Raw genomic sequence first — 12790 nt, 5'->3', positions numbered from 1 at the left:
GGGGCCTGTCCCCGGATGTTGACTCGAATAGACAGGCATCCAGGGGGGCAGGCGTCTTTTTTCCTCATACAGGCCGGCGTCCGGGGACAGGCCCCTTTCTCCACGCAGTCGCCGGAAGGTTTCTCTTTACTGCCGAAAGATGCCAGTCCCCTCTTGTACCTCTTGTAATATTTAGAATATTATAAGAGAAATTTTATACTTTTTTAAATGACAATATGTGAAATAGCGTTATAATAGATTACATAGAAGATAGGAACAATACGAAAAATGGAGATTATCCAAATGAATACACAACTGGAAAAAGGGATTGATATCCGCGGCGGCCTGACCTCTGAGGAGGTCGAACAGCGGCTGAATGACGGCCGTTTTAATTATCAGGAGGATGCGAACGCAAAGAGTATCAAACAGATCATAAGAGACAACCTCCTGACGTTTTTCAACTTAATCAATGCGGTCTTAGCGGGCCTGATTATATTCGTCGGTTCCTTTAAGAACCTGTTCTTTCTGGGAATCGTGATCTGCAACACCGCGATCGGGATATTCCAGGAAATCCGTGCAAAAAAAACACTGGACAAACTATCCTTAATCACCGCTTCCAAAGTGACCGTCCGCAGGAATCACAAATCCGAGAAGATTTCCATCGATGACGTGGTGCTGGACGATATCATGCTGCTCACTACCGGCAATCAGATCTGCGCCGACTCTGTAGTCCGCCAGGGAACCCTTGAGGTGAATGAATCCCTGATCAGCGGGGAATCCGATATCATTGTGAAGCGTCCGGGAGATCATCTGTTTTCCGGCAGTTTCGTGGTATCCGGCCAGGCGGCTGTCCAGGTGGAGCATGTGGGGGAAGACAATTTCGCTTTTAAAATCATGTCCGAAGCACGTAAATTAAAAAAACACTCCTCCGAGCTGCAGCGTTCCATCAATATTATCCTGAAGATCATCAGTATCCTGATCGTTCCGCTGGGCGCCGGCCTGTTTGCCAGCCAGTATTTCATCAGCAAAGCCACGTTTGCCGACTCCATCGTCAATATGGTGGCGGCCGTTCTGGGGATGATACCGGAGGGTCTGGTGCTGCTGACCAGTATCGCGCTGGCCGTCGGTGTCATTCATCTGGGTAAACGCCAGGTTCTGGTGCACGAGCTGTTCTGTATCGAGACATTGGCCCGGGTGGATGTTCTGTGCCTGGACAAAACCGGTACGCTGACAGAAGGTACCATGAAGGTGGAGGACTTGATTTTGCTTGAGGAAAATGTCCCCGCGGAAGAAATCATCGGAAATATCATGTACAGCCTTCAGGATGACAATGCCACCTTTATGGCGATGAAGGAACATTTCCCGGAATATCAGAACTACCGGGCTGTCCATACGATCCCCTTCTCTTCGGCCAGGAAGTACAGCGGTGTCTCCTTTGAGGGGAAAGGGACATATATCATGGGCGCTTATGAGTTTATGTTCCCCCAGGAGGATTCATTCCTTCGCCAGAAAATAGATATGCACACCTCCAAAGGAATCCGGGTCCTTGTACTGGCCCACAGTCCCGCTATGACCGATGGTACCGGTCTGCCGGAGGGCTTAAAAGCCTGCGCTATCATCCTGTTAAGCGATGTCATCCGCAGCGATGCCAAAGACACACTTCGCTATTTTGCCGAGCGCGATGTCCGGCTGATGGTCATCTCCGGGGATAATCCCGCCACCGTAGCCAATATAGCGAGAAAGGCAGGTCTTACCGGGGCGGATGCTTATGTGGATGCCACGAAACTAAAAACAAAAAAAGAGATTCAGGAAGCTGTTGAAAAATACCAGGTATTCGGCCGGGTCACACCGGAGCAAAAAAAAGAGATTGTGCTTGCTCTGAAAAAAGCCAAACATACCGTTGCCATGACCGGCGACGGCGTCAATGATGTACTGGCGTTAAAGGAGGCCGACTGCAGTATCGCCATGGCGGCCGGAAGCGATGCCGCCAAAAACTGTTCCAATCTGGTACTGCTGGATTCCAACTTCGGGTCCATGCCCTATATCGTACGGGAAGGCCGCCGCGTCATCAACAATATCCAGAGCGCCGCATCCCTTTTTCTGGTCAAGACGATCTTTTCCCTGATCCTGACCATTATGTCATTACTGATCAGCGCCTCCTATCCATTCATTCCCATCCAGCTGTCGATTATCAGTATGTGGGCCGTCGGTATCCCCACCTTTGTGCTGTCATTGGAACCGAATTTCAACCGGGTCAGCGGAAGCTTTTTAAAGAACGTATTGCAAAATGCTCTGACCGGCGCACTGACTATCGTACTGGAGATTATCTGCATCACCGCGTTCTGCCGGCTGTTTGACACCCCTGTGTCCGTGCGTTCTACCATGTGTGTCCTTACTACCGGCATCACAAGCCTGTATATGATCCGAAAGGTGTATCCGCTGGAATCGGTTATTCGGAAAGTCATTTATTATGTAATGTTTTTCCTTTTCCTGGTCAGCCTGCTCCTGGTTCCGGATATGTTAAATATGGTGGACATTAAGTTCCGGGAGATCATCGTGGTTTTGGGGCTGGTGCTCTTTACTCCGCATTTGATAGATACCATTTATGAGATTTTGAATTATGGGAAACGGTTGTACCGGAAAATTACTGCTTACTTCCGTAATCGGAAACGGCAGAACTCTGCTGCTCCGAAGGTTCTTCCATAGGCGTTTCGTGAAGGCTGAAAAGAGAGGGGGACACCCCTTTCGGCTGTAGATCCAGGCTTTCAAGCAACCGTGTGGAGAAGGGGGCCTGTCCCCTCCTATAATTGCTCCTGAATCACAACTTTCCAGTGTTTTTTATTGACAGCAGGAATCGGAAAGTGTACGATATTATACACTCAGGGGTTACTATGAGTCCGCATACATGCAGGGATTAAAAATAATAAGAGGCGCTTTTTGCGGCGCGGTTTATTCTGATTAAGCAGGGGGAAAATAACATGATTCGGCGGGAAAAAGGCAGACGCGTTTCGAACCGTTTTGGCGGAAAAGGCGAGATCGAATTGTATCCGGTGTTGAATGAGGAGGATCTGATGGGAAAAGGCGAGGTCATGCTGCGCATGGTACTGCCGCCTGGATCGTCTATCGGTTATCACCAGCATTTAGGGAACTTCGAGGTTTATTATATTCTCTCCGGAGAAGGGATCTTTCAGGATCAGGAGGAGGAGAAGCCTATTCAGGCCGGGGAAGCCGGACTGATCCGGCCCGGTCAGTATCATGGACTTATGAATACCGGAAGCCGGGATATGGTGGTGGTTGCTCTCGTCCTCTATGCATAGGCTTGCGGAACTCTTATGCCTGAACTTATGTGAAAAAATATTCGAATACGATAAGGAGTTGACTTCAAATGTCCGGATCTACATATGGAACAGTATTTAAAATAGCTACCTGGGGCGAATCTCATGGTAACGGTATCGGCGTGGTGGTGGATGGCTGCCCCAGCGGCCTTTTGCTGACGGAAGAAGATATTCAGGTGTATTTGGACCGGCGTAAACCGGGAACGTCCAAATTCGCTACACAGCGCAAGGAAGGGGATCAGGTCGAGATTATCTCCGGAGTTTTTGAGGGCCGTACTACCGGGACGCCCATCGCTATGCTGGTGCGTAATACGGATCAGCGTTCCAGGGATTACAGTGAGATCGCCAATTATTACCGTCCGGGTCACGCAGACCTGAATTTTGACGTAAAATATGGCTTCCGGGATTACCGCGGCGGCGGACGTTCTTCCGGGAGGGAGACGATCGCCCGGGTGGCCGCAGGCGCCGTTGCATGTAAGCTTCTCCAGACGCTGGGTGTCACTTTGACAACTTACACGAAGTCCATCGGACCGGTGGATGTAAAACCCGAGCGTTTTGACCCGGAAGAAATCAACCGAAACCCGTTTCATATGCCTGACCCGGTCGCTGCCGGGGAGGCTGCCGCCTATCTGCAGGAATGTATGCATAATCAGAATTCTTCCGGCGGCGTCATCGAATGTGTGATCCGGAATTTCCCCCAGGGAGCCGGTGAACCTGTTTTTGAAAAACTGGATGCTAACCTGGCCAAAGCTATTATGTCCATTGGCGCCGTGAAAGGGTTTGAGATCGGTGACGGCTTTGCTGCTGCCCGCTCTACCGGACTGGACAATAATGACCCATACAGTATCGACGCTTCCGGCAATATCACGAAAGCAACAAATCACGCCGGAGGGATTCTGGGCGGTATCAGCGACGGTTCCGACATTATTTTCCGGGCCGCGGTCAAGCCGACACCATCGATCGCAGCCCCGCAGATGACGGTCAACCGCAGTCAGGAGACTCAGGAAATCTGCATCAAAGGGCGTCACGATCCGATTATCGTCCCCAGGGCCGTAGTGGTGGTGGAATCTATGGCCGCTGTTACTCTGATCGATATGTTGTTCCAGAGTATGACTTCCCGCCTGGATAAAATTACGGAGTTTTTTAAATGATAACCAGCTGCACAGAGAACTGGCACGGTTGAAAAAAGTAATTCCCGAAGGATCAGGAATCCTCCGGGAATAATTGATTTTTCACATCCTGGATATAAGCGGATACATCTTCTGCTTCAATCGTATCAGAAAACGTGGAAACAATTTTCTGGCTGTCATACTGAAACACAGAAGCCCCCGTCGTGTATAATACGAGGAATCCCAGGAAAAGAACAACTGCAATGACACAGCGCACTTTGAAAAAGCTAACCTTTCCTTCTGTCTCCTGCTGTTCCTGCGTTCTTGCGTATCTGGGATGAATCAGGCCGGGATTGCGAAACGCAGACTCCCCGTGGCTGGAAGACATGGTTGCTCTGGCTTCTGCCAACAGCTGCTGCCGGTATTCCATCGGGTTTTTGGGCATCTTATTTCCTCCTTATTCTCACTTTGGACAGCGCATCCCGTTCATTCGGAATAACTTATCCATCCTTTTGTATACTATATGTGAGAAATATGAGGTTTATGCCGCCCGACTGGTAATATCTGCCTTTCGTTTCTATCTTCTGGCCAGTTCTCTCATGATATCTTCCCAGGTCACGCCCCGCTGCGCCATCAAAACCATAACATGATACAGGAAATCTGATATTTCATATTTTATCTCTTCCGGATCGGGATTCTTAGCGGCGATAATGATCTCCGTCGCTTCTTCCCCCACCTTCTTCAGGATCTTGTCGATTCCCTTATCGAACAGATAGTTCGTGTAGGAACCCTCCTTCGGATGTTCTTTGCGGTCCATGATAACGCCATAGACATCCTCGAACACTTTCCGGGGATTTGTCTCATCATACTGCTTTTTAACCAGTTCGTTGAAAAAGCAGGAAACCGCTCCCGTATGGCATGCCGCTCCCACCTGAGATACCCTTGCCAGAATCGTGTCCTTATCGCAGTCCGCGCTCAGTGAGCGGACATACTGGAAATGTCCGGATGTCAGGCCCTTCACCCACAGTTCCCTGCGGCTTCTGCTCCAATAAGTCATTCGTCCTGTCCGCAGAGTCATCCGGAATGCTTCTTCATTCATGTAGGCCAGCATCAGGACCTGGTCCGTGCGGTAATCCTGAACCACCACAGGAATCAGGCCGTCACTGTTTAACTGAAACTCCTCCCAGGCTATTGCGCTCTCCATGACATCCATCGGATATCCTTTGGCCCGGAACTGTTCCTTTAATTCCATATAATCCACCGTATCCCGACTCAATGACACGCTGGATACACCGGTCAGCCCGGACTGTTCCAGATAAGCAGGGATCGCAGCCTCCACGTCCACTGTCAGGAAAATAATCCAGGGCACCACCATATTCCGTTCCACTAAGCCAGCGTCTTCCGAACCATAATAGACGACCAGAGAGGCGTTTTCCTGAATATCGGCCCGCTGTTTCATCAGAGATTCCAGATCATCTGCCGACACAGCGATTTTATCTTTCCCGAAACGTTTGGAAGCATCCTTAAGAAGTGCCGTGTGTGCTTCATTGGACAGCTCCAGCAGCGCTTTATCACAGCCGGCGTAGAGAAGTTTCTTCACATCCTCCAGCCGTTTGATATTCCCACCCGCGATGATGGGCAGATCCACCTTCCGATAGATCTCTTTTATTTCCCCGATCACTTCATCGTGACGGATATCGTCTGCGGAACAGTCCAGGATCAGCAGCGCGTCGGCTCCCCGGTCTGCGAAGCTCTGAGCCTGCGCAAGCGCATTGTCCGAACGGTCGTGGATTCTTATATATGGTATGAGTTTCTTCTTATTCATAAGATTTGCCTTACACTCCTTACAGTTGACCTTTTTTATAAATTCTTTTATATGTGATAATTTTTACGTGCTTTTTATATACGGGCTTTCTATTAACAGGCTTTCTATTTACGGGCTATCAATTTACAGACTTTCTATCTACAGTCTATTTATTTACAGACTTTCTATTTTACGGGCTATCAATTTACAGGCTTTCTATTTTACAGACTTTCTATCTACAGTCTATTTATTTACAGACTTCCTTTTGTAGACAGTACATTCTGTATTCTTCTGTCATACACGGTTGCCTCATCCAATGCTTTGGCGAAAGCCTTAAACATAGCCTCAATGATATGATGGTTGTTGCTGCCGTACATCAGCTTCAGATGCAGGTTCATTCCGGCCGCATAGCTGACGGCATAGAAAAACTCCCGTACCATCTCCGTATCCAGATAACCGACTCTGTCCGACGTAAATTCTGCGTCATAGACCAGATACGGCCGCCCGGACAAATCTACCGCGCACAGGACCAACGACTCGTCCATGGGAAGCATAAGGCTTCCATACCGTTTGATCCCCTGTTTGTTCCCCACAGCTTTGCGAATCGCGTTCCCCAGCACGATCCCCGTATCTTCCACTGTGTGGTGACAGTCCACGATCAGATCGCCCTCCGCTTTCACATCCAGGTCAAACAATCCATGCCGGGCAAAGCCGTTTAACATATGGTCGAAGAAACCGATCCCGGTATCGATCTGGGCTTTACCGCTCCCATCCAGATTCAGCTCCATTTTTATCTTTGTCTCACTGGTATTTCTCTCAACTCTTCCGATTCTCTGCTGCATGACACTCTCCTATTCTTTCAAAGGGGTATTCCCAAATAGTTAATCTTCAAAGCGGACTCTGATGGAATTGGCATGGGCCGTCAGACGTTCCGCCGCAGCGAATTTGATAATATCCTCATGAACCGGTTCTAACGCCTCTCTGGAATAGTAGATGATACTGGATTTCTTGATAAAATCATCTACGCTTAAGGGGGAGAAGAACTTAGCCGTCCCGTTGGTGGGAAGCACATGGTTCGGTCCCGCGAAATAATCGCCCAGCGGTTCACTGCTATATTCACCGATAAATATCGCTCCCGCGTTCCGGATCTTTGTCATTACCTCAAAGGGATTGGCTGTGATGATCTCCAGATGTTCCGATGCGATCTCATTTGCCGTCTCGACAGCTTCTTCCATATCCTTCGCCAGCAGAATATAGCCGTAATTATCCAGCGATTCCTGCATGATTTCCGTTCGGGAAAGCTCCGCTGTGAAGGTCTCCACCTCTTTGGACACCTGTTCGGCCAGCTCCCTGCTGGTCGTTACCAGGATGGCGGACGCCATCTCATCATGCTCCGCCTGGGACAGCAGATCTGCCGCCACATAACGGGGATTGGCCGTCTCATCCGCCAATACCAGGATTTCACTGGGACCCGCGATAGAATCAATGCTTACATGACCGTATACGGCCTTCTTGGCCAAAGCTACATAGATGTTTCCGGGCCCTACGATTTTATCTACCTTCGGTACGCTTTCCGTTCCAAAAGCCAGTGCGGCTATCGCCTGCGCTCCCCCCACACGGTAAATCCGGTCGATGCCTGCCTCATTAGCCGCTACCAGGGTAACGGGATAGATTTTTCCATCTTTCATCGGAGGAGTCGTCATAATCAGCTCATCCACACCCGCGACCTTGGCCGGAAGCACATTCATCAGCACGGAAGAAGGATATGCCGCTTTCCCTCCGGGTACATAGACGCCGACCCGCTTTAACGGAGTCACCTTCTGTCCCAGCATGGAACCGTTGGGCTTGCTGTCGAACCAGCTGTACTGGCGCTGTTTCTCGTGGTATTCCACGATATTGGCCTTGGCCTTCTGGATGATCTCTACCAGCTCCGGATCGACCAGCGTATAGGCTTCCTCGATCTCCTCTTTTGTAACCAGAATATTATCAGCCGTAACTACAGTATGGTCAAACTTTTCAGTAAAGGAAAATAATGCCTGATCCTTCTTTTGCTTTACATCGTCTACGATCTGCGCCACCCGCTCCTCAAACTCTCCGTAGCTGGAAGGGCTTCTTTTGAGCAGCTGTTCCTGAAGGTTTTTTCTGGATTCTTCCGTAATCTGTATGGTCTTCATGGTAACCTTGCCTCCTGTATATAGTACTTTCTGTATTGTTTCATTTCTGTATTGTTTCATTTCTGAATTGCTGCGCTTCTTATTGCCGTGCTTCTGTATTATTGAATTATTTTCACATGCGCATTCTTCTGTATGCCGCATTTACGTTACAGGATACTCTTCAACTCCTGAATCATCCGGCTGATCCGCTCATTTTCCATCTTCATGCTGACCTGATTCACCACCATCCGCGCGGACAGCGGACATACCTCTTCTAATACCTTCAGGCCGTTTTCCTTAAGCGTGGAGCCGGTCTCCACTATGTCCACGATCACTTCCGACAGCCCCACGATCGGCGCCAGCTCGATGGAGCCGTTCAGCTTAATAATTTCCACCGTCTGATGTTTCTTATTATAAAAATAATCCTTTGCGATATTCGGATACTTTGTTGCCACCCGGATCAGCTCATGATGTTTTAATAACTCCCGGGCAGATTCCGGTCCGCACACACACATCGTACATTTTCCAAAGCCCAGATCCAGTACTTCGTACATTCTCCGGCCCTCTTCCAGTATGGTGTCCTTGCCTACGATCCCGATATCCGCAGCGCCGTACTCCACATAAGTGGGTACATCCGGTCCCTTGGACAGGAAAAACTTAAGTTTCAGCTCCTCGTTGACAAAGATCAGCTTTCTGGAACCCTTGTCCTTCATCTCTTCACAGGTAATGCCGATTTTTTCAAACATCTCCAGCGTTTTGCTGGCAAGCCGTCCTTTGCCCAATGCAAATGTCAAATATCTCATTCTTACACTCCTTCAATCAGATCTTTCAGGTTCACGGTCTGCCTGCTTCCATCCGACATATGTATCATTTCAATCTGCCCATCAGGCCTTAGGACCAGTATTCCCCCGATCCGGTTCTGCCTTGCGTACTCCAGATATTCATGCATCCCATGGTCCGGGCTTTTCCGTATCATTTCCACCTGAGCCCCCGTCTTTCTAAGCCCCACAGCCAACGGAATCGCCGCCTGCCGCAGCGGTTCTTCGTAGAGCAAAAGAGTCGTGCTGTTCGAAAGGGGAATATCGATCTTCTGCCTGGACAATGCCATCATCAGCTGGTCAATCACAATCGCAAAGCCGATGGAGGGTGCTTCCTTGCCAAAATGCCCCAGCAGATTATCATACCTGCCGCCTTTCACAATCGCGTCTCCGGTTCCATAGGTATAAGCCCTAAAAATCACCCCGGTATAATAATGATATTTACTGATCATCCCCAGATCAAAGGAAATATACGGTTCATAGCCATAACAGCACAATACCTCATACAGCTCCCGCAGCCGTTCCAGCGCCTGTAAGGATCTGTCATTGCGGGTCAATTCTTTCGCCTCATCCAGCACGGCAGCGCCGCCGAACAGCTCCGGCATTTTCAGGAATACTTTTTTCAGTTCCTCACTGAGCTGCTGTTCCTCCACCAGCTCCTCGATTCCGAAATGATTTTTATTGGAGATCAGTTCCCGCAGCATTTCCTCGGTATCTTCCTCGATTCCGGCCTGATCCAAAAGACCTTTGAAGAAATCAATCTGTCCGATACTTACCTGGAAATCTTTTAACCCTGCCTTCAGCAGCGCTTCCACCACCAGCGCGATCACCTCAGCGTCAGCATCCACACTTCCGTCCCCGATCAGCTCCGCGCCCATCTGGGTGGTCTCTTTTAACCTGCCCTGATAGCTGGAATGATTAATGAATGTATTTCCCATATAGCACATGCGCAGCGGAAGCTTCTCATCCATAAAATATTTGGCCGCGGAACGGGCCACGGACGGCGTGATATCCGGCCGCAGAACCAGAGTGTTCCCTTCCCGGTCAAAGAATTTGTACAACTCCCTGGACGGCGTGGTCCCGATCTCCTTACTGAACACATCGAAAAATTCAATGGTAGGCGTCTGAATATCCCGGTATCCGTATAACTGCATAACCTGGTGCAGATTTTCCTGCAGCACATTCTTCCTGGCACATTCTTCATTATAAATATCCCGGACTCCCTCCGGCGTATGTAATAATTGCTGTCTCATAACTGCCTCCGTTTCCTGACCCTTGCCACCCGATACATCCGGCTTTACTTTATTGCTTTAAAGTGGTAATTCTCTAATTTGGTAGCTAAATAAATCCCATTTATTATAATAGACAATCCGCACACTTGTCAATCCCTTTGATCCAGATCTTTCTGCAGTGTTTCCAGATACGGGACCATAACTCCCTTTCCCGGATGTATCTGAAACCCCGGTTCCAGTTCCTCCATGCGAAAGCTCTTACGGCCCCCGTTTTCAGCCCTGTTCCAGAACTTCTGCAGCTGCCGAAAAGTAAGATAATAAAAAAAGTTCTCAGAAGTATAAAAAAGAAGGAGAAATGCGATTCCTCCCTGATGTTCAAACTCGTTCATAAATTGCATCTGATGCGCATGAATATTCTGAAGCGGAAATGTCTGGGTCGTGCACTCTTTCGCGTCGAAGCAGACCGGTATCCCCTGAACAGCCCCAATATAATCCACTGTACTTTTCTGTTCAAAATACGCCAGGGTAATATGCCTGTTATCCTTATCAATCTTAATCGGGGTAATAGGAGTCGGAACCTTTTGAATCAAAGCCAGCCCCTTCTCCCGGTACATATCATTGGTTCGGTTAATAAGCTCCTCCAGGGTAGAACCCCTTAAGCCTCTTGAATTCCAGGTAGCCATCTCATCCCTCCGTCAATGCAGCATCTGAAAGCCCGGATAATACTTAAAATAAGCTTTCCCGATCAGCTCATCCTCGGTCACATAAGTATGATTCCAGAATCTAGAGTCATGGGAATCATTCCGGTTATCCCCCATCATGAAATAGCACCCCTCCGGTACGGTAAAGGTACCAAAAGACCCATAAGGAGTCTCTTTCAGATAAGGTTCATCCAAAGGTGTATCGCTGCCATTGATATAGACTTTTCCGTCCACAATCTCAATAGAATCCCCGGGAAGCCCAATCACTCTTTTCACAAAGTTCTGAGACTCGTCATCCGGGAACTTAAACACAACGATGTCCCCCCGTTCCGGTCCTTTGAACCAATAAGACACTCTCAGGCCCATAATATGGTCTCCGGCCTTGATCGTATTCTCCATCGATTTGGTAGGGACTTCCGCATTAACCAGAATAAACGCGTTCAAAAACAACGCCAGCGCCACTGCAAATACGATAACTCCAACCCAGCTTAAGATCTCCCTCCCTATACTCACTTCTCTGTTTTCAGTATCTCTATTGTCTTTTGCCATGAATTAACAGCCTCCGTTACTTGATAAAGCGCAAGCGCACTTCCCAACTATTATAACACCTCTTTCATAAAATTACCAATAGATTTGATATTAGCCCCCCAGTCCCAAGCAAAATAGAACCGCCGTCAGCATATACAAAAGCTGACCCGGCGGTTCTATCATCTATTTGAAAATTTTGCTCCTCGCTATAGTTTGGGGTCTGGAGTGGATTCTTTGACTTCTACGAAGTCGAGGATCATTTTGACCGCTCCGTCGATACCCAGGACTCCGCTGTCGATACCCAGGTTATATCCGGTGGCCTCGCCCCATTTTTTACTGGAATAGTAATTATAATAGCTGGCTCTCTTTTTGTCGGTCTTATGGATGATATCTTTTGCCTTCGCATCCGTCAGATCATAGATTCGCGCAATACGACGGATTCGAGCCTGAATGTCCGCGTGAACAAATACACTTACCATATTCGGATAATCCGCCAGCGCGTAATCCGCACAGCGGCCAACTAATACACAGGGACCTTCGTCAGCGATTTTTTTAATGGCATCGAATTGTGCCAGGAATACCTTGTGGTTGATGGGCATATCTGAGAATGCCGCGGAAGAATATCCCAAGGAATATGTATCCATAACCAGGGAATATAAGAAGCTGTTGGTGGGTTTTTCGTCATGATTTTCAAATAATTCTTCACAGATCCCACTCTCTTTGGCTGCAACTGCCAGCAATTCTTTATCGTAACATTTGATTCCGAGCTTTTCCGCTACTTTTCTTCCAATCTCACGGCCACCGCTGCCGTACTGCCTTCCGATCGTAATTATAGTATTACCCATACGATTCACTCTCCTTTTGGGCTTCGGCATCTTCTTTCCCGAAGGATGTCTGATTACCAATGTTAAAGCCGCTCCTTGTTGTATATTTATTATAACCTAATCGCTGTGAAATGTAAAATATTTTTAGGGGCGGAAGCGGGCGGTAAATCAGGGGCGTTACGATTCATGGCCATCTTTGGTAAATGGGGATTTTGAGAGGGGACTGGCACCTTTCGGTAGGAAAGCTAAATCTTCAAGTAACTGCGTGGAGAAAGGGGCCTGTCCCCGGATGTTGGCTTATCCGGGG

12 protein-coding genes are annotated in these 12790 nt (G+C 48.6%); 3 read left to right on the top strand and 9 right to left on the bottom strand.

The window, feature by feature from the left end:
• Positions 1–282: 282 nt before the first annotated feature.
• The 3 genes from ABC831_RS15135 to aroC all read left to right on the top strand — a co-directional run bounded on the left by ABC831_RS15135 (position 283) and on the right by aroC (position 4465).
• Positions 283–2685 (top strand): cation-translocating P-type ATPase, encoded by a 2403-nt coding sequence (locus tag ABC831_RS15135; protein WP_343248943.1) that lies wholly within the window; start codon positions 283–285, stop codon positions 2683–2685.
• A 272-nt stretch (positions 2686–2957) separates the two neighbouring features.
• The gene (locus ABC831_RS15130) at positions 2958–3296 is read left to right on the top strand and encodes a cupin domain-containing protein (protein WP_343248942.1); all 339 of its coding nucleotides are present in this window, start codon (positions 2958–2960) and stop codon (positions 3294–3296) included.
• A 68-nt stretch (positions 3297–3364) separates the two neighbouring features.
• Entirely contained in the window at positions 3365–4465 is a 1101-nt protein-coding gene (gene aroC / locus ABC831_RS15125; protein ID WP_343248941.1) for a chorismate synthase, read from the top strand.
• 52 nt (positions 4466–4517) lie between these two features.
• Here the strand turns inward: aroC and ABC831_RS15120 are convergent, their stop codons facing one another.
• From ABC831_RS15120 to ABC831_RS15080, 9 genes are all read right to left on the bottom strand, one after another.
• Positions 4518–4868 carry a hypothetical protein gene (locus tag ABC831_RS15120; protein WP_343248940.1) on the bottom strand — a complete coding sequence of 117 codons (351 nt, stop codon included), beginning with the start codon at positions 4866–4868 and terminating at the stop codon, positions 4518–4520.
• A 132-nt stretch (positions 4869–5000) separates the two neighbouring features.
• Positions 5001–6248, bottom strand: coding sequence for a bifunctional phosphoribosyl-AMP cyclohydrolase/phosphoribosyl-ATP diphosphatase HisIE (gene hisIE / locus ABC831_RS15115; protein ID WP_343248939.1), 1248 nt, complete (start codon positions 6246–6248; stop codon positions 5001–5003).
• Between the two features lie 230 nt (positions 6249–6478).
• The gene (hisB, locus tag ABC831_RS15110) at positions 6479–7069 is read right to left on the bottom strand and encodes an imidazoleglycerol-phosphate dehydratase HisB (RefSeq protein WP_343248938.1); all 591 of its coding nucleotides are present in this window, start codon (positions 7067–7069) and stop codon (positions 6479–6481) included.
• A gap of 39 nt (positions 7070–7108) precedes the next feature.
• Positions 7109–8401: a histidinol dehydrogenase gene (gene hisD, locus ABC831_RS15105; RefSeq protein WP_343248937.1), complete on the bottom strand. Its 1293-nt coding sequence runs from the start codon at positions 8399–8401 to the stop codon at positions 7109–7111.
• 146 nt (positions 8402–8547) lie between these two features.
• Positions 8548–9183, bottom strand: coding sequence for an ATP phosphoribosyltransferase (hisG, locus tag ABC831_RS15100; RefSeq protein ID WP_343248936.1), 636 nt, complete (start codon positions 9181–9183; stop codon positions 8548–8550).
• 2 nt (positions 9184–9185) lie between these two features.
• Positions 9186–10451, bottom strand: a complete 1266-nt coding sequence (gene hisZ, locus ABC831_RS15095) for an ATP phosphoribosyltransferase regulatory subunit (RefSeq protein WP_343248935.1) — start codon at positions 10449–10451, stop codon at positions 9186–9188.
• A 128-nt stretch (positions 10452–10579) separates the two neighbouring features.
• A complete protein-coding gene (locus ABC831_RS15090) occupies positions 10580–11113 on the bottom strand; it encodes a Holliday junction resolvase RecU (protein ID WP_343248934.1) in 534 nt (177 codons plus the stop codon).
• A 12-nt stretch (positions 11114–11125) separates the two neighbouring features.
• Entirely contained in the window at positions 11126–11680 is a 555-nt protein-coding gene (lepB, locus tag ABC831_RS15085) for a signal peptidase I (RefSeq protein ID WP_343248933.1), read from the bottom strand.
• 185 nt (positions 11681–11865) lie between these two features.
• Positions 11866–12504, bottom strand: coding sequence for a cytidylate kinase-like family protein (locus tag ABC831_RS15080; RefSeq protein WP_343248932.1), 639 nt, complete (start codon positions 12502–12504; stop codon positions 11866–11868).
• Positions 12505–12790: the final 286 nt, after the last annotated feature.

The organism is Diplocloster hominis, assembly GCF_032380655.1.
Taxonomy (GTDB): domain Bacteria; phylum Bacillota; class Clostridia; order Lachnospirales; family Lachnospiraceae; genus Diplocloster; species Diplocloster hominis.
This window is presented reverse-complemented; position numbering and strand designations above follow the sequence as displayed.